Here is a 25,519-nt window from a genome sequence, read left to right on the forward strand (position 1 = left end):
TTATTGTTTCATCTGAACTGCTCATTGCATTCTATCAGAAAGGCCTTATCAGTTTACTCAGCTGATAAGGCCTTTTTTTGTTTATAAATAGAGAAGGTGTGAGAGCGTTTTTCTAAGATGGACCTCACACTTTCCTTACGACAATGTGATTTCACTATTTCCTTGAAGCACCATTTCCAGTTCTTCCACCTCTCCCCGAATCCCAATCGCAGGCTCCCACGAATCAATCAAACGAATCGCCTTCTGATTAGATTCCATCGCTTTCGTTTTCTCTCCTTTACGATACAACAGCTGCGCCATTCCGTAGTGATAGTAGATCAGTTCAACTTGATTGGCGTTATGTTTGTCATAGAGCATTTGCTCAAAGGCTTCTTCCGCTTTTTCAAACTGATCACATTTCACGTAAGCGACACCCAGATTGAAATAGGCTTCTATCGTTTTTTCGCCGCCGTATGTGAAGCTGATTTCATTTGCCGCTTCGTATAATTGAATGGCTTCTACATGATAACCTTTCGCAAAGCTTAAGTCACCGCGAACCAATAGAACTCTGTGTTGAATGGTAGGGGAAATCGGTTGATTTTCGATTTCGTTTAAAATTGTCTCTGCTTTTTCCTGTTGCCCGTCTTTTAAAAACAGCCTTGCTTTGAGTGCATGTCCCCAAACCTTTAGATCATAGGCATCGTGAGCGTCTGATTGTTCAAGAATCTTCAGCCCGGCTTCTATTTGCTGAAGCGCTCCGTCTAAATCATTGACTTCCATCAATGCCCAGCCTGAGGTGTCGATTCGGAAGTACGCTTCTCGTGTGTGTTGGCCTAAGTGATGGGCGGCGTCGGCCGCTTTGCGTCCGTATTCGATTCGCAGGGGCAGGTTGATTCTGCTTAGAAAATGGCTAATGCGGGTGATGAGTTCGATTAGGATTTCTTTTTGAGCAGTTTTACTTGCCCATCTGATGACCTTTAAGATGTTTGGCCAATCTTGTTTCATTTGATCTAAATTCCGTCCCAGCAGGTAGCTCCAATAGATAGAGTTTGGCTGTTCCCGCTTTAAATGGGTTTCGGCATAATCAACATAATAGTGCGCCTAGCGCTTGCGGGCTTCTTTTTCATATTCGTGCTGTTCAGACAAGTGCTGTTCTCCGTAAGCGACAACGGTTTGGTGCTCTAAGTATTGTGTCCTGCCTTCGCTTCGTTCCGGCTGAATCAGCGCATATGACCGCATTTGTTTCATAGCGTAATGAAAACGGCGGGCGTCTAATCCGGCTGCTGCCGCCAAGCTTTTTTCATCAGGCGGCTTGCTGAAAAAGCAAAGCGTCTGCCAGAGCTTTCGTGTATCTTCGTTGCATCTGTCCCAGGTGCGGCCAAAGAGGAATTCAAACAATTCCAGCAGTGAGTAGCCTGCTTTTCCAAGCTCATGAATCAGCTGCTGAGCGGGGATGTCATCGTCTGACATATAGGCGATGCTGAGTGCCATGGCTTTCGGGTTTCCGGCAGTCGCTGAAATGAATTCGTTTTTCAGGTCAGATGATAGATGTAACAGCTGCTCCAGCTTTTCCCGTTTATTTTGAATGTTGCATGTTTGTAAGCATTGGGGCACTTCTTGCTGAAAAAAATCCAAGGCATCTGTTTGGTCAAGTCCGCTCAGCTGAATAGCTGTCATTTCTCCGAAGCTTTCCCGATAGGTTTGCTTTACGTTTTCCCGCGCTGTGAGGAGAACTTTCACGCCTTGCGGAAGGCTGGTGATAAATTCATGAATGTCACGTTCTGCAGTATCAATGCTGTCAACGATCAGCAGGATCGGTTTTTCTCTAGTGTAATTGGCTAACGCGTTGCGGACGACGAATCGTTTTTCATTGATTGATTTATCGATTTGTTCTGTGCGTCCGAGCTGATAGGCGTTCGTATTTAAAAAATCGCTAAAGCTCAATCCTTTCCAATCAGCGCTGACCCAGATGATGCTGTTGAATGCCGGCCAAACTGAAGTATCGTCGACACAGGAATAGGCGGCTTCAAGAGCAATTGTGGTTTTTCCCATGCCGGCCCAGCCGGTGATTAAACAGACTGGTGACGGAGAAAGCATCCATTGCCGTATCGCTTCCATATCAAAGCTGCGTCCGATAAAGCGTCCGGACCAGCGTGAGGGTAAATTATGCGTGATAGGCTGTTCTGTAAGCGTATTCGTTTCTTGGCTTGGTTTATCATGAAACAGCCGTTTTACTACATTTTCAATTTCATCTTCACTCGGAGCCCCGAATGATCCGTCTTTTCTCAGTGTTTTCGCTTTTTTCAAACAAGACGCTGCCCATACAGGCAATGCGGGTTTGATGACTGGGATAGTGGTGGCTTCCAGCAAGTCGGTCAACCACTCGATATCCAAGTCGGTCTTTTCGAGAATGATCCAGATCATTCCGAACAGTTTTCCGTCGTCGATTCTTCCGGGAATGTAGTTTGCCCCCATCTGTCCGATCCAGCTTTTGATCGTGTTTGGGGAGACTCCCAGCTGGAGTGCGATTTTATCTATGTAAGACTGTCCTGTTTTTTCATTCTTTTTCCTTCTGACTTTATAATCAGGATGAAGTTTTAGCGTTTTGACGCCAGGTGCCAGCAGTTGTGCAAATTGTTTTCGGTTTTCAAGTTCAGCCATAAGCCTGCACCTCCTATTAGTACTATTTTATCAATCCAGCGTTTTTTGTATATGAAAAAATAAAAGTACAGTGCCGCTGTCCTTTTATACAGCAGGAAAGGCTGTTGAACGTGTTGAAAAGCAGATAAAATGGGGGCAGTAACAGAGAAAACAAAAATGTATGCACTTACATTTTATTTTCTAAAGAAAGGAACTTGCCAAATGACTCACACAGTACCTCAAAACATGAAAGCGGCTGTTATGCACAACACAAGAGAGATCAAAATTGAAACATTGCCTGTGCCTGATATCAATCATGATGAAGTGTTGATTAAGGTGATGGCTGTCGGAATTTGCGGATCTGATCTGCATTACTATACAAATGGCCGAATAGGCAACTATGTCGTGGAAAAACCATTTATCCTTGGGCATGAATGCGCGGGTGAAATCGCCGCTGTCGGATCATCTGTCGATCAATTCAAGGTGGGAGACCGCGTCGCTGTAGAGCCGGGTGTTACGTGCGGACGCTGTGAGGCGTGCAAAGAAGGACGCTATAATCTTTGCCCGGATGTACAGTTTTTGGCTACACCGCCGGTAGACGGTGCGTTTGTCCAATATATTAAAATGCGTCAGGACTTTGTTTTTTTAATCCCAGACTCACTTTCTTATGAAGATGCTGCTTTGATCGAGCCGTTTTCTGTCGGCATCCATGCGGCGGCCAGAACGAAGCTTCAGCCCGGATCAACGATTGCGATTATGGGGATGGGCCCTGTTGGGTTAATGGCTGTTGCCGCAGCTAAAGCATTTGGGGCAGGCACAATCATTGTCACCGACTTAGAGCCGCTGCGGTTAGAAGCTGCGAAAAAAATGGGAGCGACTCATATTATTAATATACGTGAACAGGATGCACTTGAAGAGATTAAAACGATCACGAATGATAGAGGCGTTGATGTTGCTTGGGAAACAGCAGGGAATCCAGCGGCATTGCAATCCGCACTGGCTTCTGTGCGCCGGGGCGGAAAATTGGCGATTGTCGGTTTGCCTTCCCAGAACGAGATTCCGCTCAACGTGCCGTTTATTGCGGATAATGAGATTGATATTTACGGGATCTTCCGTTATGCCAATACGTATCCAAAGGGAATCGAATTTCTTGCTTCAGGCATTGTGGACACGAAGCATCTAGTAACGGACCAATATTCGCTGGAGCAGACGCAAGATGCGATGGAGCGGGCGCTTCAATTTAAGAATGAATGTTTAAAAGTGATGGTGTATCCAAATCGCTGAGTGAACAGGGAGGATCTTCGTATTCTCCCTCTTGTTTACTGGTAATGAAAACGGATTCTTGGGGTGGGAAATATGATTGAAACAGAAAAAGTAACGGCAATGAATGCGAAGCGTCAGTCAAAATCCAGCACCGGACTGTCCTGGTTTGAACGAATCGGCTATGGATTCGGCGATATGTCGTATAATATTATCTTTCAGTTTGTAAACGCATACTTATTATTTTATTATACAGACGTCGGCGGCATTCAGCCTGCGGTGATCGCAACTTTGTTTCTTGTTGTGCGTGTGCTGGATGCTATTTTTGACCCGATCATGGGATTGATTTTAGATAAAACAAATACAAGGTGGGGAAAAGCAAGGCCATATTTGCTGTGGGTGGCATTTCCTTTTGCGCTATTCACATTCTTATGTTTCACGACGCCTTATTTCGGTGAGACCGGAAATATGGTATATGCGTATGTCACTTATATTCTGCTTGGGATGTCCTTTAGTATGCAAACGATCCCGGTGAACAGCTTAACGGGGCGGATGACGAATTCTGTGGAGGAGCGAACGGTTCTGACCACCACCCGGATGATTTTGGTGTATATCGGCATTCTTTTATCCATTTCCTGTGCGACACCGCTTGCAACTACTATCGGAGGGGAGGATCAGGCGTTTGGATTTCAGATGACGGCGCTCATCTACGCGGCGGTCAGCATTGTTTTGAATCTATTCAGTTTCTTTACTGTCCGGGAGCGGATTCAGCCTAAAAAGAGAAAAAAACAAGGGATCAAAAAGACGTTATCCGTTTTATTCCAAAACAAACCCTTGCTCATGTTAATTTCATCATTTTTGGCTTTTGCGATTGGGTTTAATATTAAGCTCAGCACGATGGTGTATTATTTTACGTATAACGTAAACCATAAAGAGTTCGTGTTTATGGGCACCGTTTTATTTTTCGGGGCAGCGCTGATCAGCAATTTGTTTATTCCTTTCTTTTCTGAGAAGTGGGGCAGAAAACAAGTCATGATCATCACGGCAGCTCTATCGCTTATTTCTTATGCCGGCCTGCATTTTACGCCGTATTCTTCAATTCCACTCATTTTCATTTGGCTTTTCGCTTCGGGATTTTTCACAACGCCTTTAAATACGCTTGCTTGGGGAATGGTTGCGGATTGTGTCGATTATGCGGAATGGAAAACCGGAATTCGCGCGGATGGTGTGGTGATTTCGAGCATGAGCTTTATTAATAAGCTGGGTGTTGCGTTAGCCGGGTCATTTTCGGCCATTTATTTAGGAATCGCCGGGTATGTGGCGAATACAGACCAGACAGTTGCGTCGTTGAATGCGATCAAAAATATGAATGCTTTGATTCCGGGATTTTTCATTTTGCTTTCTATTATTCTTATCGCCTTCTATCCTTTAACGGAAAAAAGATATAAACACATCATCTCTGAGCTGGAGCAAAGGTCTGCGAGATAAATATATGTAAAATTTTTAATATTCAATGTTGTATTTATGGCAAAAAGTAATATACTGAGACTGTAATCTAGACTTTATAAATGAGTGTGATAATATGCGTAGTCATTCTGTAGTTTGTATTGGGGAATTGTTGATTGATTTCTTTTGTACCGATGTTGACGTTGATTTAATGGAAGGGCGCCATTTCCTGAAAAGTGCCGGCGGGGCACCGGCGAATGTGTCAGCAGCGATTGCCAAGCTGGGCGGAGACGCCGCTTTCAGTGGAAAAGTAGGAAAGGATCCGTTTGGGTATTTTCTGAAGCAAACATTGGACGCTGTACTCGTCGATACCTCTATGCTGGTGATGGATGAGAAAGCGCCTACAACGCTTGCTTTTGTTTCATTAAAACAAAATGGAGAGCGTGACTTTGTTTTTAATAGAGGCGCGGACGCTTTGTTTACGCTGGAGGATATTGACCAGGAAAAACTAAACGGAGCGAAAATCCTTCATTTCGGCTCTGCGACGGCACTGTTATCAGATCCATTTTGCTCAGCCTATTTACGGCTGATGTCGATTGCGAAAGACAATGGACAGTTTATTTCGTTTGACCCTAACTACCGTGAAGATTTATGGAGGGGAAGAGTCTCAGAGTTTGTAAGTGTTGCGAAAAAAGCGATCGCTGTAAGTGATTTTGTGAAAGTCAGTGACGAGGAACTTGAGATTATCAGCGGTGTGAAGGATCATGAAAAGGGAGTTGCGATCCTTCATGAGATCGGAGCCAACATTGTCGCTGTGACACTTGGGAAAAGCGGAACGCTTCTTTCCAATGGAAAAGACCGTGAAATCATTCCAAGCATTCCGGTGACATCAATTGACTCAACAGGGGCGGGAGATGCTTTTGTCGGTGCGGCTTTATATCAATTGGCAAACACGGATCAGATTCAATCTGTAGATGCTGATTTTGTGAAACTGCGTGAGATTGTGGCGTTTGCCAATAAGGTCGGAGCTCTTGTGTGCACTAAAATTGGAGCGATTGATGCACTGCCGAGCTTGGATGAGATCGAAGTTTCTTTGTAAATCATTGAAGATGTTTCTTGAAAGTCTTTGGACTTTTGGGGGCATCTTTTTTTATTGCTTACATTTTTGTTCAGGTAAAAAGTTGTATATTTTTTGTTTGAAATGTCATTTTTTATTAAAAAAGTGAAACTTTTAACGATAATAAATAGTATATGTAACAAGGGTTACCGAATTAGCTTTAGGAGGAATGATATAATGAGTATAATTGGAAGATTTAAAGATATTATGTCTGCGAATATCAATGCTTTATTGGACAAGGCTGAAAATCCGGAGAAAATGGTAGATCAATATTTAAGAAATATGAATAGCGATTTGGCTAAGGTTAAGGCAGAAACAGCAGCTGTTATGGCTGAGGAGCAGAGAGCAAAAAGAGAATATCACGAATGCCAGGCGGATATGGAAAAGATGGAAAGCTATGCAATGAAGGCGCTGCAAGCCGGGAATGAGAGCGATGCGAGAAAATTTCTTGAAAGAAAAACATCTTTGGAGTCAAAGCTTTCTGAGCTGCAGGCGGCGAATCAAATTGCTGCAACCAATGCCGCACAGATGAGAAAGATGCATGACAAATTGGTATCTGACATTGGAGAGCTGGAAGCACGCAAAAATATGATCAAGGCGAAGTGGGCAGTAGCGAAAACGCAAGAAAGAATAAACAAACTGGGCGCTTCTGTTTCAAGTACAAGCCAATCAATGTCTGCATTCGGCCGAATGGAGGACAAAGTAAATAAGGCACTTGATCAGGCCAATGCAATGGCTGAACTGAACAGCGTTCCGCAGGATGATATGGCTGATCTGACTGCAAAGTATGACACTGGCGGTTCAAGCCAGGTTGATGATGAACTTGCGGCGTTAAAAGCGAAAATGATGCTCGATAAGTAATACATAGGAGGCCGCAGCTTTCGGCTGCGGCGTCATTTTATCATAAGATGTGAGAGGGAACGGTAATGATAATATCTTATAAGTGTCCGAACTGCGGCAGTGATATGGCATTTGACAGTGAAACCGGCTCGTTATCCTGCAGCAGCTGCGGAAGACAGGACAATATTGAAAGCCTTCCGAAAGAAAACATTGCGGCACGGTTTTCTGATGATGAAGCAAAAGAATATCAATGTGAAAACTGCGGCGCCGTTTTGATCACGGAAGCTGAAACGACAGCAACGACGTGCAGCTTCTGCGGAGGTGCTGCAATACTTGCCGATCGTTTATCGGGACATTTGGCGCCGGCGAAGGTCATTCCATTTACAATCAGTAAACAAGAAGCGGAGCAGGCATTTCGAAAGTGGTGCAAAAAAGGCCTTCTGACACCAAGAGGTTTCATGTCTGCCGATCGCATTAAAAGCATCACCGGCATGTATATTCCGTTTTGGATGTTTGATTTAAATAGTGAAGTACAGGTGAGAGCAAACTGTACCAGAGTCCATCAATATGAAGAAGGGGATTATATTTGCACGGAAACAGAGCACTTTGAAGCGTTTCGTGATATCAATCTCGATTATTTGAAAATCCCTGTCGATGCCTCTGAAAAAATGAAAGACGAATTAATGGACAAATTGGAGCCTTATTCATACGAAGAGCTGAAGGACTTTCAAACGGCATATTTGGCCGGTTATATTGCGGAAAAGTACAATTATACCGATGAGGAGCTTTTTCCAAGGGCAAAAGAGAAAATCAGCAGTTATATAGATTCATACATCCATTCTACTTTTTCCGGATATACGTCAGTCAATGTGAGGGACAAACATATTCACACGAAAAACGTGAACAGCTTTTACGTTTTGCTTCCCGTTTGGATGGTCAGTTACGATTATGAAAGAGCGGAGCATATCTTTGCGATGAACGGGCAAACAGGAAAGGTTGTGGGAAAGCCGCCGATCAGTCGAGGAAAAGTGGCGGCATGGTTTAGCGGAATAGCAGGCGGGACATTTCTTGCGTTGAAGCTCGTCTCATTGATGATGGGAGGCGGATTTTGATGCGTGGATTTTTTGGGAAAGCGATCTTTGTTGTGCTGGCTGTTTTCATCATGATGCCTTTACTGAGTATCGAAGCGGCAAGAGCCTCTGAATCGCAGCAGCATGTGTACGATCGCGCTCATCTATTGTCAAAAACGGAGATCGGAAAACTTGAATCTCTCTCGGCAGAGCTGGGTGCAAAGAGAGACACTGATTTCATTATTATTACGACCAAAAGCACAAATGGTGAAGATATTGTCGATTATGCCGGCGATTTTTATGATCGTTACGGAAAAGGCAGTACAGCTATTTTAACGATTGATATGGCGAATAGAGAAGTATTCATCTCGGGCTACGAAAAAGCTGAAAAGTATTTGGACAACAGCAGGCTCAATAGCATCAGAAATACGATTTCATCTGATTTATCCAATGAAAATTATTTTAAAGCTTTTGAGACATATATTCAGCTTTCCTATAAAGATATGGGCATAAAACCGGGAGTAAACCCCGACAACATATTCTTTACATGGTGGTTTCAGCTGATTGCTGCCATCGCAGTCGGGGGAATTGCGGTTTCAATCATGCTTTATCATGCAGGCGGCAAAGTAACGGTTAATGGAAATACATATATGGATCAGCGTACGTCTGATGTGATTGATCAATACGACACTTATATTAGAACGACTGTAACAAGAGAAAGAAAACCATCAGATAAAGACAGCGGCAGCGATGGCGGTGTTACGAAAGGCGGCACGTCATACAGTGGAAGCCGGGGCAGTTTTTAAATGTAAGAAATAGAGAAAGGGAGAGGCGTAATGTCGTTTTTCAGAAATCAATTAGCGAATGTAGTAGAGTGGGAAGAATTTAGAGATGATATGATTTTTTATAAATGGAACAATCGTGAAATCAAAAAAGGGAGCCGTTTAATCATTCGTCCCGGACAGGATGCTGTCTTTTTGAACAATGGGCGGGTTGAAGGAGTCTTTCAAGATGATGGCGATTATGATATTGAATCAGAAATTATTCCATTCCTTTCAACGTTAAAGGGCTTTAAGTTTGGCTTTAACAGCGGCATGCGAGCTGAGGTGCTGTTTGTCAATACGAAGGAATTTACCGTAAGATGGGGAACAAAACAGGCGATAAATATTCCGGCAGCGGGAATGCCAGGCGGGATGCCCATTCGCGCAAACGGCACATTTAATTTCAAGGTGCAGGACTATATCAGCCTGATTGATAAAATCGCTGGCGTGAAAGATCAATATTTTGTAGAGGATATTAAAACCCGTATCATTTCTATTCTGGATCAGCTTCTCATGAAGTGGATCACAAGAGAAGGGAAAGATATGTTTAATCTTCAAGCAAACGCTTTTGATATTGCCAAGGGAATTCAAGAGGACTTAGATATGCAATTAATAAGCGACGGGATGACGGTCACTGGTTTTCAAATCATGAGCTTTAATTATCCTCAAGAGGTTCAAGATATGATTACAAAGAACGCTTCCTACGGTATGGTTGGGGATGTGAACAGATACCAGCAAATATCAATGACGGATGGAATGGCATCCGGAAAGATGAGCGGAGGCGGAGCGGCTTCGGATATGGCTGGAATGATGATGGGAATGAATATGGCCAATCAGATGATGAACCAAATGAATCAAAATCAGCAGGCACAGTCATCAGGCCCACAGTCAACTGGCAGCGGAAGCAAACCGAATTTCTGTCCAAACTGCGGAACAAAAACGGGCGAAGCCAATTTTTGTCCGAATTGCGGCCAGAAGCTTGTGTAAGACTCATACAGTGAAAAGTCCGGAGTGATCAGCGCTCGGGACTTTTTTATTTAGAAGAATAAGCGTTACCTATTGCTTGCTCCTGAACAGGCCATTTTCGAGCACCCGCTTGGATAATTCCCAGCAGCAATTGACGACGTTCCTTTATTGAATTGACGGCAATTTGAAATGTTTGCTTTGATAAAGCCGGTATGCCTGATTGTTGAAGCTTTGAGATGTCTGGTTCCGGCGGTGCTTGTTCTGCAGGATGGATATAGGCAGTATGAACGGTATCCAGATAGTTTTTGATACTTGAGCGCGCTTCTTTGATATGAAGCTGATTCGGCTGATATTGTTCAGGAATTCCGTATTTGAAAATGGTTAGAGCTTCATCCAATACAGCAACAGCTATAATGGATGATTCCTGATGCTGCGTGCTGTGGTAAAAATGAAGGATGGGGAAGGCGTTATGCTGAGCGGTCAGCTTTCCCAGTTCTGATGAGGCAGCGACAAGAAGAAAATCAATGTCGTGAAAATCTTTGCCATTCCATGCATTATGGACGATTTCTGTTCCGTCATGCCCTAGACTTAATACACTTTGGGCAAAGGAGCGTTTTTGATTAACCGCACTCAAGACGGAAATCAAATACGTGACAGAAAACGTGATCGTAAGCAGTCCTTGAGCTGTTTCAATAATCGTGACAAGCTTCCATAGGCCTCCGTTCGGAGCGAGGTCGCCATTTCCTAATGTAAACATGACATAGCCGGAAAAATAAATTCGGTCTGACCAGGAAGCCGGTTCTTTTGATTGAGTTTCCATAAGTGAGTGAGGGTCACTCGAGTAAATCAAAACCCACCCGCCCCAAAATAGACTGATCCATATCACTAACGTCAGGCATAACAGCAGAGGACCAGCCAAGTTAGAACCTTTGCGTGGTCACCGCTGATTTTGCGGCAGCCCTTCCACAGCCAGGCAGACAGGCATCTTGTGATCGGGCCGGCACCGCTCTCTAACCATAACGTGGTCCATAAAAAATCAATCATCCCCGCTGTCAATAATAAAAGGCCTGCAATGATATAACCCTCATTCATTTTGGTTGCCTCCCTTAAGTCAGCCTTCTTTTATTTTCTTCTCTATTTCCTTTTATCCTGAGTCTGAAACAATTGAACGAATGTTTGATTTTACAGAGAAAAATAGGTGGGAGTTACCCAATACTTACTCATTTTTCGATATGAACAGAAAATCACAGGATTTTTGACTTGATTCACACATTTTCATGAAGAAAAACGTTCATTTTCCCCTTGAATTGGTGATTTTCCTTTTATAGAGTAAAAAATTTTCAGAAATTTATATTGACTGAAAGCGTTTTTATAATTATGATAATATCAGATATAACAAAAATGTCACTATAACATCACTACAATTGAACTATTAAGTGACTAATAAATACCAATGAACGAGGTTATGCACAAAGAAATGACCATTGTTCTTTTAATGAGAAATGAAATCGCTTCCATCGGGATTGACATGCTAAGAAGAAGGGAAGGTTATGAGGTTATTGGATAAAAACATGAACAACTATTTTCTGAAGCCTGCTTACGAAATGTGAGGAAGGCAGCAGCCCTGGAATAAGTTTTTGACATACGCATTTTGAAAAAGACTGGGGGAAACAGTATGAATAAACAAGGCAATCAAATGTCATTTTTACGTACAATTATTTTAGTCTCCACTTTCGGCGGGCTTCTTTTTGGCTATGATACCGGTGTGCTCAATGGAGCTTTGCCGTATATGGGAGAGCCGGATCAGCTTAATCTCAATGCCTTCACAGAGGGCCTTGTCACCAGTTCACTTCTTTTTGGAGCGGCACTGGGTGCTGTGTTTGGCGGCAGGATGTCTGATTTTAACGGCCGCCGCAAAAATATTTTGTTCCTCGCTGTTATATTTTTTATTTCAACGATTGGGTGTACGTTTGCTCCAAATGTTACGGTCATGATTATTTCCCGTTTTGTGCTTGGTATTGCGGTCGGGGGTGCATCCGTAACGGTGCCTGCCTATTTAGCAGAGATGTCTCCTGTGGAAAGCAGGGGACGGATGGTGACGCAGAACGAATTGATGATTGTATCAGGACAGCTTTTGGCCTTTGTTTTTAATGCGATCCTTGGCACAACAATGGGAGAGAACTCCCATGTGTGGAGGTTTATGCTGGTCATTGCGTCACTTCCAGCCTTGTTCCTGTTTTTCGGCATGATCAGAATGCCCGAGAGTCCCCGCTGGCTTGTTTCTAAAGGAAGAAAAGAAGATGCTTTGCGTGTATTGAAAAAAATCAGGGATGAAAAGCGGGCAGCAGCTGAGCTGCAAGAAATCGAATTCGCTTTCAAAAAAGAAGATCAGCTTGAAAAAGCGACGTTTAAAGATCTTTCGGTCCCATGGGTGCGCCGTATTGTGTTTATTGGATTAGGGATTGCGATTGTACAGCAAATTACAGGTGTGAATTCGATAATGTATTATGGGACTGAAATTCTAAGAAATTCCGGTTTCCAAACGGAAGCCGCTTTAATCGGAAATATTGCGAATGGCGTGATTTCGGTATTGGCAACATTCGTCGGAATCTGGCTGCTGGGAAGAGTGGGGCGCCGGCCGATGCTGATGACAGGCTTGATCGGTACGACAACAGCGTTATTGCTAATCGGGATATTCTCACTTGTACTTGAAGGATCACCGGCACTTCCATATGTAGTCCTGTCATTAACGGTCACATTCCTTGCTTTTCAGCAGGGGGCCATTTCACCAGTGACTTGGCTGATGTTATCTGAAATTTTCCCGCTTCGCCTTCGCGGACTGGGAATGGGTGTTACGGTATTCTGTCTGTGGATGGTGAATTTTGCAGTCAGTTTCACGTTTCCGATATTGCTGGCAGCCATCGGGCTGTCCACAACGTTCTTTATCTTCGTTGGATTAGGAATTTGCTCTGTCCTATTTGTGAAGAAGTTTTTACCGGAAACGAAAGGACTTTCACTTGAGCAGCTGGAGGAAAACTTCCGCGCTTATGATTACGGAGGGGCGAAGAAGGATTCTGGGGCTGAAGTGATTGGATAATTTAAAAAAAGAATCCGCACCCGAGTGCGGATTCTTTTTGGTTCCAAATTAGTTAGGTCTGACAAGGATTTTAACTTGGTTTTTCTCTTTTATAAGAGCCCCGAAGCCTTCCTCGATCAAATCATCTAGTACGATTTTTTTCGTTACGAGTTTGTCAGCTGAGAAATAGCCTTCTTTCATTAATGACAGTACAGCCGGGAAGATGTCGCGGTATCCGATAATTCCTTTTACTGTACGTTCTTTGATCACGATATCGTTCGGATGGATTTCAGCACCTTTTTCCCAAATACTGACGATGACGGTTTCACCGGCAATTGTAGTGGACTGGATGGCTTGTCGTAACACCACTGGGACACCAGTGACTTCGAATGCTACGTCAACACCGCCTCCTGTACGTTCTGCAATCTCAGCGACTACATCGTCTGTTTTAGACGGATCTACGATGATCGCGCCAAGCTCCTCAGCTTTTTGCTGGCGTTCAGGAGAAAGCTCAACAGCGTAAATATCAGTTGCACCGGCAGCCTTCAGCGCTTCAATGACAAGAAGTCCAATCGGGCCGCAGCCGAATACAGCCGCTTTGTCGCCTGCTTTGAGTTTGCTTGAGCGAACAGCGTATAGAGCGACTGCCGAAGGTTCAACGAGCGCGCCTTGTTCATATGATAATTCATCAGGAAGTTTGAACAAAAGCTCTTCATCTACAGAGACGTATTCAGAGAAACCGCCGCCTCCGCCTGCTAAGCCGAGGAATCCCATTTGTTCATCAAGGTTGTAGGCGCCTTGGTGGCCGTGTGTAGCAAAAATCGGCTCGACTACGACGCGGTCTCCAACTTTATAATTTTCAACGCCTTCTCCGACTTCGACAACTTCACCGGAGAATTCATGCCCCATTGTGACAGGTGCCGTTTCATTTGTTAATGGGTGCGGTTTGTCAACCGGAATAAAGATCGGGCCGCCCAGATATTCGTGTAAATCACTTCCGCAGATGCCGCACCATTTTACTTTGATCTTTACTTTTCCCGGCTCCGTTTTTGGCTCTTCGATATGTTCAATACGGATATCCTTTTGGTTATGCCATCTTGCTGCCTTCATGGATTACCACTCCTATAACTTTTGATGTGAGTAATTCCGCACCGGTCAATATGAACTGTTCACAAAATCGCCATTTTTAAAACCAAAAAAGAAATGAAATTTTTATATAATATAATCTACGTTTTTTTGAAAAAAGAAACTTTGAAGAAAAAAGGGTCTCGCACACTCTTTTTTCTTTATATGAGAGTATCAATTGTTTACATAGCTATGAATTTGGTTTGAACAATACGGTAATGGTTCGTTCATATTGAATGCGACAACTACTCTATCAATAATTATAACGCTAATACTGCTATTATAATAGGATAATCTTCCATGGTTTAATTTAGCAGAGGTAACTTTTTGACTTTGTAACATTACTGTAAGGATATTGAAATAAAAAATAGCTGGTTGATCGTGTATAATCTTCCTAGATGTTAACAAACAGGGGGACGAAATGTTGAAGAAAGTCATTTTAACCGCTTTTATCTTAGTAGGAAGTACTTTGGGAGCTTTTAGTTTTTCATCAGATGCCAGTGCGAAACATGTGAACGGAAATATTACTTGGTATAATGGAGTCGGGAAAAAAGGCTCTTCAGGTAAGAAACTTGGACATTGGGATTGTGCGACCAAAATCGGATTTGATGTTCCTAGAAACGGGACAAAAATCAGAGCTTATGCAAAAGCGAAGCCTAAAAAGGTGATTACGGTTTATAAAAATGATGTTGGCAGAATGCCTAATGCAGTGCTGGATGTTAGCCCTAAAGCGTTTAAAGCGCTTGGATATCCATTAAGCAAAGGTAAAGTAGCGGGGCATTACAGCTATTAATGTACATATATAATCTGGAAAGCAAGAAGTCACATTCTTGCTTTTTCTATTGGTGGAGATAAAAGATGAAAAAAAGAATCATATTATTGTTAGCAGTGATAATAGCGGCAGCTGCCGCGGGGATTGCGTTTTATGTTACAAAGGATAAAGGCCATGAGAAGGCTGCTGATGTTTCAGTCAATACCGAAAGCGGTGATGAGCTGCTGGTTTCAATTACAGATACGGATCTGCTGACAAAGTATTATGAAAATGACAAGGTGATCCATGAGGAGAAGCTGACCAGCTATCCGGCATTTGCCTTGGATCAAAAACAGCAGGTGCTCTATTATACGGGCAATAATGAACAGAATGAAATGAGGCTTTTTAAACTTGATCTAAAGTCTCATAAAAAAACGATGCTTTATAAAGGCGCGGAGAGTGCGGACAGTTTGTTTTTATCAAAGGACCGTTCAACCATCTATTTCCGCTTAGGAAAAGCGGACGAAAGCAATTTTCGGATCGCCGCTTTTGATCTAAAAACGAAAAAGTACAAAAATCTTTATCCTGCCGCTAATGACCAGGATGACACCGTCAGCAGCTTCTTTTATAACCAAAAAAACGATTCATTTGCATTGCTTCATTATTCTGTAGAAGAAGACTACAAGAAAACAGATGAAGCAAACGAAAAGGGCATCGACCCTGAACCGACAACCATTCATTTTGCGGAAGGCCGCCAACATAAATTTAATGAGCTGAAAAGCCTGAACCAATTTATCAGCGATATTGCTGTTTCTGATGATGATAAACGTATTTTATTCACATCATATACGCAGAAAGGAACGGAGCAAACCGCTTCTATTCAGATGCTCAATGCGGATACGAAAAAGTATGAAAGCATCATCTCAAATCAAAAATCATTTAAGCTGTTAATTGACGCACAGCCGCAGTTCTCTAAGGATGGGAAGAACATTTATTTTCTTGCCGAAGCCAAGGGGGCTAAAAAACTGAAGGATGAAACAGGGCGTGAAGCTAAGGTGCGGACGATTTATTCCTATAGCCTTGAAAATAAGACCTTCAAAAAAGTATGGGAAAATCCGAATGGCATCATCAACAGCTTTTCTGTGATTAACTAATAAAAACCACTCGGCATGAGCTGAGTGGCTTTTTTAATGGATGAGGTGCAGGGCTAATGATCCGAGCCATTTAAAGATATGAATCAGAGGGACCGACAAAAACAGAAGTTCAACATAGAAGTTCATTGCAACATTCAGCTTTTTGAACGCAGCTCTTTTTTTCAAGTCTTTTTGCTGCTGGTTTGAGATCACGTTATCCCTCCTCTTATATCCATATTATACCATCAAAACAGACAAAAAAGCCCTAAACGTTTACAGTTTTGGGCTTCTTTCTTCGTATTTGGCCTCTTGCAATGAGAGGCTTTTATTCTGAAATATAGAATTTTGTCTCCGTTCGGGGTTTGTTGCTTGCGGGAGACTGCATTTGTTATAGGGAAGAACTAGCTTGTTTTCGTTTGGCTGTTGTTTTGGAGATTCACTAATGAACGGATGCCGTCGACCATTTTACTTCCGCACAAAGGGCACAATGGCGTATCACTGCTGGCGAAGTTTTTTCGGGTCCAGCCATTACAGTCTTCTTTTGTGCATTCCCAAGTACTCACATCTTCTTTTGGCAGCGGTTCTTGATTTCGTTTGTTATAGTAAGACATAAAGTCACTTCTTCCCTCATGTATTTTACTGCACATTTCTTATTGTCTCATACTTTTCCCTAATCTCCTAATTCCTTTTTCTTTATGACTTTCCAATAACCCCATCTAAAAAGGAGAGGAGTGTGCTGTTAAAAGCATCTGGCTCTTCTAAAAACGGGCAATGGCTGCTTTTAGGAAAGGTAACGAGTGTCGCGTTTGGAATATTGCTGCGCAAGTGTTCCCCAGCTGCTGTAGAGAAAAATTTCTTGTCTTCCCCGAAGCACAGCAATGTCGGCACATTGATGTTTTGGAGGGTGCCCCGGTAATCAGCGGCCGTTTGGTTAAATAAAATCGTGCTAGAAATGGCAGCCGGCTGTTTGAGGATTTCTGCCAGCATCCATTCTGTTTCGGTCTCGGCAGGCGGTTCTGCGAACATATTCTGGATGAAGCTTTCGTAGAAAGGCAGCGGGTCAGTTTGAATGGCGTGCATCGCTGTTTTTAAGCCGTTAAAATCAAATGGACCGTGTTCCCAGCCCTCCCATTGATAGTCGGAAGCGGATTGATCGATGATCACAGCGGCTTGAATGTTATCATTCCCAAATTGATTGAGATAATCCCATACGACAAAAGCGCCCATTGACCAGCCGACAAGAACGACATGATCAAGCTCCATTACATTTAGAAATTCCCTTATGTCACGGGCATATTGGGAAATGGTGTGGCCGTGAAGCACTTTGTCAGATTCGCCGTGTCCTCTAAGATCAAGACGAATACATTGATAATTAGCAGAAAGCGCCGAAAATTGTTTGTGGAAAAATTGTCCGCTCATCAGCACCCCATGTATAAACAGGATCGGCGTCCCGCTCCCGTGTGTTTCATAGTAAAGGCGTGTCTGATCTTCTAATGTGATGTATGGCATGTTTCTCCTCCTTTAGTTTCCATCATGAGTATGGCTGGCTGCTGTTGAGCTGATGATGGCAGCTGTCGCGGCTGCCTGCTGCGCTTGAATGACTGTTTCGATAGAGGTGTATAGTCCTGATTCCATCAGCAGATTTTTCTCCATATGCTCACTGAGATAGAGGCTGACAGCAATTTTAAAATTCATTTCCTTTTGCCATTTAAAAGCTTTTTCCTGGTTTAATTCGTCAGTGATGCACAAAACGGTTTTGATATCTGGCTCTTCCAGAAATGTGAGGAGAGCAAGGTCTGGATAATGATAATCCTTTGGTTTTTTGACAGATTCAGTGATCGATTGATATATCTGTTTGCAAGCGGAAACAAGCATTTCGGGCTCTTTTTCACTTTGCAAGGCCAGAATATGGCTGACCTGATGTAAGTACTGTCCTTTTTTAAAGCCGTTGGCTGCCAGCAGCTGATAGCATGTTTCCGCCTTCTGTAGCGCCTGCAAACCTTCTCCGTTTTCTCCAAGCAGTACGGCAAGCGGAACATTCTGAGTTGAAGTGAGGAAATAATGATTTTTCTTCATCTGCTGATAAACTGCTAGCCCCATGTTCATCTGTTCTTTTTGGTTTGTCGTTTCAGATTTGCCGGTGAGCAAGATTAGAGCGGAAAGGTATGTGAACATATCCCGCTTGTATCCTAGCTTCACCATTTCATTGTATACATCGATAAAAGTATGAAATGTTTGTTTTGCCTCATGCTGAAAATGAATGTCCAGAATAGATGCAACAGTAAAGCGGTGGTGTGAATTGAGTGTTGAGAAGCTGCCGATGTTTGATTTGATATAGCTGCTCAAATCATAAAAGCGCTGAAAATCAAACTCTCTTTTATTCACAATATATGCTGAAGAAATGAGCATTAATATCTGATCGTGTGAAACTTTCCATTTTAATTTTGATTTTAATTCAGCATAAATGGAAATGTATTGCTTTATTTTTTCATGTAGGTTGTGTGTCAGCATAAAAAGCAGCTCCTTTTTGCTGTTTTTACGTAATACGATAAATAGGGCCAAAGGTTTCATAAAGAAAAAACTTGCCTGCTAGAGGCAAGTTTGTCGGATTATTTATGGGGATCTGTTATATCCATCGGTCTCATCATGTCATAGTCTTCATGCTCTAGAATATGGCAATGCCATACGTATCGTCCGCTGTACGGACCGAATGTCGCCGCGATTCTCAGGACTTCACCTGCATGCGCTTGAATGGTGTCTTTCCAGCCTTTTTCACTTGGCGGCGGCGGGACAGCCGGACCGGTATAGGACAATTCTCCGCTTTCTTGATAACGGGCGATATCAAACGGCCGCCGGTCTAATACACGGAAGGAGACTAGATGCAGGTGAATCGGATGTGTTCCGCGTGTTGGGTTGATAATGGACCATATTTCAGTTGTGCCGACTTTTGGTGCTTCTGTGACGGGATCGTGCCAGCGTTTGTTATTAAGCAGAAGGACGGGTCTGCCGTATTCGTCCTGGGTGCCTGCCAGTTTTAACGTTCTGATGTTTTGTATTCTTTCATGCTGTACCGAAGGGTATGAGGCGAGGTACTTCGGCTTTCTGCTTTCGTCTTTTTGTGCCAATGGTTTTGTGACTCTGAATTGCATGATATTCGCATCTGTTTCAGGATTGACATCACCGCCGCAGCCCGCGCTGTTTGCCAAAATGATCGATTCTCCTTCATATGCTGTGAAGTCAATGATGATATCATAACGTTCAGCAGGCGCAAGGCTGAAAGAATTCAGTTTAACAGATCGCGGCAGGAGCCCTCCATCTGAACCAATCTGAATAAACTCTCCGCCATTATCGAGTGACAGGTTATAGGTTCTTGTATTGGAGGCGTTGATGACACGGAATCGGTATTTCCTTGGCTCGACTTCCAAGTATGGCCATACCTTCCCGTTGACGAGTATGGTTTCTCCGCAAAAAGCCGGAACGATTGAGGGATTAGGCAGTGACGGAGAAGGGTTTTCCGGTGCGCTCGGATAAAACAAAGAACCGTCCTCATTGATCGTGCGGTCTGTGATAAGAAGCGGCACATCGTATTCGTCTGAAGGCAGTTTTAAGCGTTTTTCCTTTGGGTCATGAATGATATAAGCACCGACAAGTCCGGCATAGACATTTAGCCTGGTGAGCGCCATGGCGTGATCGTGATACCACAATATAGCCCCGCGCTGCTGGTTTGGATAATGATAAACCTCTCTTTTGAAATAAGGTCCTGTTTGTTCAAAGTCTTTGGAAAACCAAGCCTCCGGATACCCGTCACTATCATCTGGCGTGACGCCGCCGTGTAAATGAACAACAGTCTTTACCTCGGGCTCTTCATGCTGGCTGTCACTGTGATGAATGGTGTGATCAATCGGAAGGAAATGCGTGGAAGGAAGGTTATTCATCCATTTTACATATACGTTTTCATTTCTTTTAACCTCAATGGTCGGCCCCGGAAATAAGCCGTTGTAGCCCCACAGGCGGGTTGGAGGGAGATCGCGATGGAGCTGATGGGTGCATTCCTCCATGGTGACTTCGTAGTATGTTTTTTCTTTTGATTGCTGTACTGGCTTTAGTGTATCTGGGATTGGGAGAGCATCCACAAATTTTTCAAGTGTCATTTTCATCTGTCCTTATCTAAATTTTCCAAATTGGTACTATAGTTAATGACAATAAGGACGTGATGGTTACAAAAAATCTTCGTGCTGCAGACCGCCCGAAGAAGAAAATAACAAAATCCTAAACGGCAGGCCGTTTAGGATTTGATCAGCATTAAGGCAGGATATCGGGTTGCTGCTGTGTGACTGGGTTGGCAGCCGCTTTCTCGCTCACCTTGCGTTTTCTGAACACAAGGTAAGAAATCAGAACGATTCCCGTGATGACGCCTGTCAGCAGCAGCTCGTCTCTCATGGAATCAATAAACGCCATGGACACTAAAATTCCGCAAATGGCGATGATGGTCAAGTAGGTTAGGAAAGGGAAGAGCCACATTTTGATCTTCAATGCTTCTGGGTTTGTTTTTTCGAGTTTTTTCCGCATTTTCAGCTGGGAAACAGCGATGACAAGATAGACGAGTAAAGCGATTGCGCCTGATGAGTTGACTAAGAATAAAAAGACGGTATCCGGTGAAAAATAGTTCATTACGACCGCGATATAAGAGAAAAATGTCCCGGCCACAATGGCTTGTACGGGAACGCCTTTTTTGCTCAATTTCATAAAACGGCGCGGCGCTTCGTTTCTTTCTGCAAGTGAATACAGCATTCTGGATGTGGTGTACAAACCTGAATTCAGGCAAGAGAGTACAGCTGTGAGGACGATAAAGTTCATAATCTGTGCGGCTGCCGGCACTCCTATATGCTCAAGTACAGCGACGAAAGGGCTTTCTAAAATATTTGCTGAATTTCATGGCAAAAGCGCCACGACAATGGCGATTGAGCCCACGTAAAAGACGATGATGCGCCATACAACGGATCTGGTTGCTTTTGTCACAGATTCGATCGGGTTGGATGTTTCCCCTGCTGCAATGGCAACGATTTCAGTTCCCATAAAAGAGAAGATGACAACGACAATGCCGAGCAATACGGAGCTGATGCCTTCCGGGAAAAATCCGCCTTTGCCTGTAAGATTCGATAAACCGACTGGCTCACTGCCCGGTGCAAAGCCAAAAATAAAGGCGAAACCAACGATTAGAAAAGCTATGATAGTCACAACTTTAATGAGGGAGAACCAATATTCAAACTCACCGAAAGACTTAACGGAGTAGACGTTTGTCAGGGTGAGCACAATGGTCAAGATCAAACTTGTCAGCCACAGCGGGATATCATGGAACAAGTATTGAATAATGCCAGCACCGGCAATGGCTTCGATCGCGATGACGATCACCCAGAAAAACCAGTACAGCCAGCCGATTGTAAATCCCGTCCACGGTCCGATGGCGTCGTGAGCGTATTGAGAAAACGATCCGCTCGTCGGGTTTACGGCAGACATCTCACCGAGCATTCTCATAATAAAAATCACCAATAATCCGGCTAACGCGTAAGAAACAACGGCACCCGGACCGGTCGAGTGAATCACTGAACCGCTGCCTACAAACAGGCCGGCTCCGATTACACCGGCAATCGAAATCATTGTCATATGGCGGGGCTTTAATTCCTTTTTTAATCCTGATTGAGATTGGTTCATAAGTTACCTCCTTTTAAAATGCAATCATTACTGAATATTATGATAATTGAAACTCTATCATAAATATACAGTTTGTCGAAAATTCATGTGAGAAAATATAACGTTTTATTTCAAATTTGTAGTGTTTTGTTTGCGTTTTCAGCAAATGTGTGGAAAAAATGTTTCGATTTTTATTCGCGTATGATTTTGTGTAATATTTACAATTCGATAGAATGCGAGAAGCGCTGGTGTCATTGGGTTTGATAGGCTTTTGGCGGTGCAAATAAATTGGATGGGAGAAAAAGTGTTCCATCGTCACTATTTTTCTGTGGCGGGTGAATCATGTTTCTGTAGACCCACTGCGGTTCAGCTTTGTAAGATAATAATAGGAAAACGTGAGCGGGAGGAGGTTTTGTATGGAGAGATATGATGAATTGAAAAAGGGTGAATCCGGGGCGCTGGTCAGCATTGCCGCGTATCTTGTTCTTTCCGCAATTAAACTGATCATCGGTTATCTTTTTCACTCGGAAGCACTTACGGCAGACGGGTTAAATAACACAACTGACATTATTGCTTCTGCTGCTGTGCTGATTGGCCTGCGCATCTCTCAAAAGCCTCCTGACGAAGATCATCCATACGGCCACTTCCGAGCGGAAACGATTGCATCGCTTATCGCATCGTTTATTATGATGGTTGTCGGACTGCAAGTGCTGTTCAGCGCCGGAGAATCTATTTTTTCTGCTAAACAAGAGACGCCGGATATGATTGCGGCTTGGACGGCAGCGGGCGGGGCAGTCCTGATGCTGATCGTTTATCGGTACAATAAAAGGCTGGCCAAAAAGGTGAAGAGCCAGGCGCTCCTTGCTGCGGCTGCTGATAATAAATCAGACGCATTGGTCAGTATCGGCACTTTTATCGGCATTGTGGCTGCTCAATTCCATCTTGCTTGGATTGATACGGTCACTGCGTTTGTGATCGGCCTGCTTATTTGCAAGACCGCATGGGATATTTTTAAAGAATCATCTCACTCTTTGACAGATGGATTCGACACAAAGGACATTTCCGCTTATAAACAGACAATCGAAAAAATCTCCGGTGTGAGCCGTTTAAAAGATATAAAAGCAAGATACTTGGGCAGCACGGTTCATGTTGATGTGGTGGTTGAGGTATCGGCAGATTTAAATATTACGGAAAGCCACGATATAGCCAATGAAATTGAGCGGAGAATGAAGGAGGAGCATGCGATTGATTATTCGCATGTTCATATGGAGCCTTTAGAACACAAATAATTGAGCTTCCTGCCACAGGAAGCTTTTTTGTGTGTTTTGGCCAGCTTTATTGGAAACAATTTGCTAGAATCGTTTTTTTATACAGATTGCTTTTTGTGGTAAAGTTAGGTTACATTATGATGAATTTTGTAGATGATTAGGAGGAAAAGAATGGCATATCAAGAAGACCTGCATCCTTTGCTGGGGAAAGCAGTTGAACATATTAATAGAGTAATGGTTGGAAAACGAGACATCGCCATACTCAGCTTAGCAGCCCTTCTTGCCAAAGGGCATGTACTGCTTGAGGATGTACCCGGAGTCGGAAAAACGATGATGGTCCGCGCGCTGGCAAAGTCAATCGGCGCTGATTTCAAAAGAATCCAATTCACTCCTGATTTGCTGCCATCTGATGTAACAGGGGTATCTATCTATAATGCGAAAACGATGGAATTTGAATATCGTCCCGGCCCAATTATGGGAAATATCGTGCTGGCCGATGAAATCAACCGTACCTCTCCGAAGACACAGTCGGCTTTGCTCGAAGCGATGGAAGAGGGAAGCGTCACGGTAGATGGCCATACGATGCAGCTTGCCGCTCCTTTTTTTGTGATGGCAACGCAAAACCCGGTCGAATATGAAGGGACCTATCCTTTGCCGGAAGCTCAGCTTGACCGTTTTTTATTCAAACTTCGGATGGGTTATCCGTCCTTTAATGAAGAGCTTGACGTCTTATCTCTTCAGGAAAAAAGCCATCCGATTGAGACGCTTGAGCCGGTTATTGCAAAAGAAGACTTCATCTTTTTACAGAGGGAAGTGCAAAATGTCCGTGCTGATGACAGCATTAAGGAATATATCGTTGAAATTGTGCAGAAAACGAGACAGCATCCTTCTGTTCAATTAGGCGTCAGTCCGCGCGGCTCAATCGCCCTCATGAAAGCGGCACAGGCATACGCGCTGCTGCATCATCGCGACTATGTCATACCGGATGATATTCAATATTTAGCTCCTTTCACGCTGCCGCACCGGATGATGTTTCATCCTGAGGCAAAATTTGAAGGGATTCAGGCAGAAGCGATCGTAAGGGAGATCATGTCAGCTGTGAAGGTGCCGGTTCAAAGGTCGTCGGTCCGCTGATGAATAAGAAATGGCAATGGCTCGTATATGGTTGGAAGCTGATTATATTAACTTTATTGACGGCTGCTGTTTTTTCTTATGCGATGTTTCAGGGCGGCTTTGTCAGCTGGTTTTTGTTTTACGCGTTTCTCCCTTTTGTCTTGTATGCCGGGCTGTTGGCCTTGTATCCGCTCCGTTCTTTTCAGGCTTCAAGGCAAATGGATAAAACACAATTGCATGCGGGGGACAGGCTGGGTGTAACGGTTACGCTGAGAAGAAAGCTGCCATTTCCGCTGATGTATATGGTGATTGAAGATTGCCTGCCAGAAGGTATCGAGTCATTAAATCGAGACGGAGCCGCGGCCAAACGGCTCGTTTTTCCTTGGTTTAAACGGAGCATGACGATGTCGTATGAATTAGCTCGGGTACCGCGAGGAGAGCATCACTTTCATTCTGTCAGGATGCGAACCGGGGATGTTCTTGGCTTGATTGAAAAAACAGCATTTTTTGAGCTGGATGATACCCTGTTTGTTTATCCATTCTTTCAGCGTTTTTCCTATCAGGTGAATGAGAGGCATCAGGAAGACGGTGTAAGCGGTTCTTCTCCTATTCATCAGCACCATTCCTCAGTCGCAGCAAGTGTGCGGAATTATCAGCCGGGAGACCGGTTTGCTGCGTTAGATTGGAAGACATCTGCACGGCGGAGCCAGCTGATGACGAAGGAATTTGAGCCTTCTCGCAGCAAAAATCTGTTTCTGCTGATGGACCGTTTTTCCTCAGACGCATTCGAAGAGGTCGTTTCAGTGACAGCTTCGATTCTTCATTCTGTTTTAAAAAACGGCGCGGGCGCTGGTCTGGCTTCCATCGGGAAGGAAAAAAACATTTTCCCTATTCAGGAAGGGGATCAGCATTTTAAGCACATGCTTCGGCATTTAGCCATCGCTCATTGTGATGCGGCAGACCCGATAAGCCGATATGCACGGGAAGAGCTGGGAAAGCCATCTGTTCGCCAAGCTGATCAAGTTGTTGTCACGGGACAGTTAACGGAAGATATGCTGCACCTCGCAGAAATAGGAGGCGGCCGGGTTACGGTGATACTGGCAAAAGAGAAAGATGCTGAGCTCTCTCAAGCTGAAAATGTCATGATTGAACGCATGATGAAACGCCAAATCAGAGTTCGGATCATGAGGGGCGGGCGAGTTTCGCGTGTTGTTTAGAAAGAG

The 25,519-nt window shown here is 43.7% G+C and carries 19 protein-coding genes and 4 pseudogenes; 13 read left to right on the plus strand and 10 right to left on the minus strand.

All coding sequences use genetic code 11. The features are described from left to right. Positions 1 to 135: 135 nt before the first annotated feature. A pseudogene (gutR, locus tag NSQ09_RS09220) lies at positions 136 to 2,640 on the minus strand (glucitol operon transcriptional regulator GutR). A gap of 201 nt (positions 2,641 to 2,841) precedes the next feature. On the opposite strand from gutR, the gene gutB reads away from it, so the two are divergent. The 7 genes from gutB to NSQ09_RS09255 all read left to right on the plus strand — a co-directional run bounded on the left by gutB (position 2,842) and on the right by NSQ09_RS09255 (position 10,160). Next, entirely contained in the window at positions 2,842 to 3,903 is a 1,062-nt protein-coding gene (gutB, locus tag NSQ09_RS09225) for a sorbitol dehydrogenase (protein ID WP_015715423.1), read from the plus strand. A 72-nt stretch (positions 3,904 to 3,975) separates the two neighbouring features. Continuing rightward, complete coding sequence (locus NSQ09_RS09230) at positions 3,976 to 5,367, plus strand: MFS transporter (RefSeq protein WP_272515688.1); 1,392 nt, start codon at positions 3,976 to 3,978, stop codon at positions 5,365 to 5,367. A 94-nt stretch (positions 5,368 to 5,461) separates the two neighbouring features. After that, complete coding sequence (locus NSQ09_RS09235) at positions 5,462 to 6,424, plus strand: carbohydrate kinase family protein (RefSeq protein ID WP_144453547.1); 963 nt, start codon at positions 5,462 to 5,464, stop codon at positions 6,422 to 6,424. Between the two features lie 195 nt (positions 6,425 to 6,619). Beyond that, a complete protein-coding gene (locus NSQ09_RS09240; protein ID WP_069837331.1) occupies positions 6,620 to 7,303 on the plus strand; it encodes a PspA/IM30 family protein in 684 nt (227 codons plus the stop codon). A gap of 65 nt (positions 7,304 to 7,368) precedes the next feature. After that, a complete protein-coding gene (locus NSQ09_RS09245) occupies positions 7,369 to 8,394 on the plus strand; it encodes a TFIIB-type zinc ribbon-containing protein (protein ID WP_038428507.1) in 1,026 nt (341 codons plus the stop codon). Further along, positions 8,394 to 9,158 (plus strand): TPM domain-containing protein, encoded by a 765-nt coding sequence (locus tag NSQ09_RS09250; RefSeq protein WP_341031071.1) that lies wholly within the window; start codon positions 8,394 to 8,396, stop codon positions 9,156 to 9,158. Before NSQ09_RS09245 ends, NSQ09_RS09250 begins: the two co-directional genes overlap by 1 nt. A 30-nt stretch (positions 9,159 to 9,188) precedes the next feature. Further along, a complete protein-coding gene (locus NSQ09_RS09255) occupies positions 9,189 to 10,160 on the plus strand; it encodes an SPFH domain-containing protein (protein WP_003234032.1) in 972 nt (323 codons plus the stop codon). A gap of 46 nt (positions 10,161 to 10,206) precedes the next feature. Here the strand turns inward: NSQ09_RS09255 and NSQ09_RS09260 are convergent. After that, a pseudogene (locus tag NSQ09_RS09260) lies at positions 10,207 to 11,231 on the minus strand (potassium channel family protein). Between the two features lie 583 nt (positions 11,232 to 11,814). Here NSQ09_RS09260 and iolT point away from each other — a divergent pair. Then, a complete protein-coding gene (gene iolT / locus NSQ09_RS09265) occupies positions 11,815 to 13,236 on the plus strand; it encodes a myo-inositol transporter IolT (RefSeq protein WP_341031075.1) in 1,422 nt (473 codons plus the stop codon). Between the two features lie 48 nt (positions 13,237 to 13,284). Here the strand turns inward: iolT and bdhA are convergent, their stop codons facing one another. Beyond that, complete coding sequence (gene bdhA / locus NSQ09_RS09270) at positions 13,285 to 14,325, minus strand: (R,R)-butanediol dehydrogenase (RefSeq protein WP_327841588.1); 1,041 nt, start codon at positions 14,323 to 14,325, stop codon at positions 13,285 to 13,287. 436 nt (positions 14,326 to 14,761) lie between these two features. On the opposite strand from bdhA, the gene walM reads away from it, so the two are divergent. Beyond that, positions 14,762 to 15,133, plus strand: coding sequence for a cell wall metabolism protein WalM (gene walM / locus NSQ09_RS09275; protein WP_341031083.1), 372 nt, complete (start codon positions 14,762 to 14,764; stop codon positions 15,131 to 15,133). Positions 15,134 to 15,198: 65 nt separating this feature from the next. Next, positions 15,199 to 16,245 (plus strand): PD40 domain-containing protein, encoded by a 1,047-nt coding sequence (locus NSQ09_RS09280; protein ID WP_167560245.1) that lies wholly within the window; start codon positions 15,199 to 15,201, stop codon positions 16,243 to 16,245. Positions 16,246 to 16,278: 33 nt separating this feature from the next. Here the strand turns inward: NSQ09_RS09280 and NSQ09_RS09285 are convergent, their stop codons facing one another. The 7 genes and pseudogenes from NSQ09_RS09285 to NSQ09_RS09315 form a co-directional block, all read right to left on the minus strand. After that, on the minus strand, positions 16,279 to 16,437 hold the full coding sequence (locus tag NSQ09_RS09285) for a hypothetical protein (RefSeq protein WP_015382979.1): 159 nt from the start codon (positions 16,435 to 16,437) through the stop codon (positions 16,279 to 16,281). A gap of 188 nt (positions 16,438 to 16,625) precedes the next feature. Next, positions 16,626 to 16,835, minus strand: a complete 210-nt coding sequence (locus tag NSQ09_RS09290; protein WP_003234008.1) for a cold-shock protein — start codon at positions 16,833 to 16,835, stop codon at positions 16,626 to 16,628. Positions 16,836 to 16,917: 82 nt separating this feature from the next. Continuing rightward, positions 16,918 to 17,733 (minus strand): alpha/beta fold hydrolase, encoded by an 816-nt coding sequence (locus tag NSQ09_RS09295; RefSeq protein ID WP_341031091.1) that lies wholly within the window; start codon positions 17,731 to 17,733, stop codon positions 16,918 to 16,920. A gap of 12 nt (positions 17,734 to 17,745) precedes the next feature. Further along, positions 17,746 to 18,735, minus strand: coding sequence for a DUF4003 domain-containing protein (locus tag NSQ09_RS09300; RefSeq protein WP_041337844.1), 990 nt, complete (start codon positions 18,733 to 18,735; stop codon positions 17,746 to 17,748). Positions 18,736 to 18,833: 98 nt separating this feature from the next. Continuing rightward, on the minus strand, positions 18,834 to 20,375 hold the full coding sequence (gene cotA / locus NSQ09_RS09305; protein ID WP_014479048.1) for an outer spore coat copper-dependent laccase CotA: 1,542 nt from the start codon (positions 20,373 to 20,375) through the stop codon (positions 18,834 to 18,836). 151 nt (positions 20,376 to 20,526) lie between these two features. Further along, positions 20,527 to 21,936: pseudogene (gabP, locus tag NSQ09_RS09310) on the minus strand (GABA permease). Between the two features lie 37 nt (positions 21,937 to 21,973). Next, positions 21,974 to 22,259 (minus strand): annotated as a pseudogene (locus NSQ09_RS09315) (hypothetical protein). Between the two features lie 72 nt (positions 22,260 to 22,331). On the opposite strand from NSQ09_RS09315, the gene mneS reads away from it, so the two are divergent. From mneS to NSQ09_RS09330, 3 genes are all read left to right on the plus strand, one after another. Then, positions 22,332 to 23,204: a manganese transporter MneS gene (mneS, locus tag NSQ09_RS09320; protein ID WP_014479050.1), complete on the plus strand. Its 873-nt coding sequence runs from the start codon at positions 22,332 to 22,334 to the stop codon at positions 23,202 to 23,204. A 150-nt stretch (positions 23,205 to 23,354) separates the two neighbouring features. Continuing rightward, the gene (locus tag NSQ09_RS09325; protein WP_341031097.1) at positions 23,355 to 24,317 is read left to right on the plus strand and encodes an AAA family ATPase; all 963 of its coding nucleotides are present in this window, start codon (positions 23,355 to 23,357) and stop codon (positions 24,315 to 24,317) included. Continuing rightward, complete coding sequence (locus NSQ09_RS09330; protein WP_341031099.1) at positions 24,317 to 25,513, plus strand: DUF58 domain-containing protein; 1,197 nt, start codon at positions 24,317 to 24,319, stop codon at positions 25,511 to 25,513. The genes NSQ09_RS09325 and NSQ09_RS09330 overlap by 1 nt, the downstream gene beginning before the upstream one ends. The last annotated feature ends 6 nt before the right edge of the window (positions 25,514 to 25,519 follow it).

Origin of the sequence: Bacillus sp. FSL W8-1202, from assembly GCF_038006165.1 — a bacterium.
Lineage (GTDB): Bacteria > Bacillota > Bacilli > Bacillales > Bacillaceae > Bacillus > Bacillus subtilis.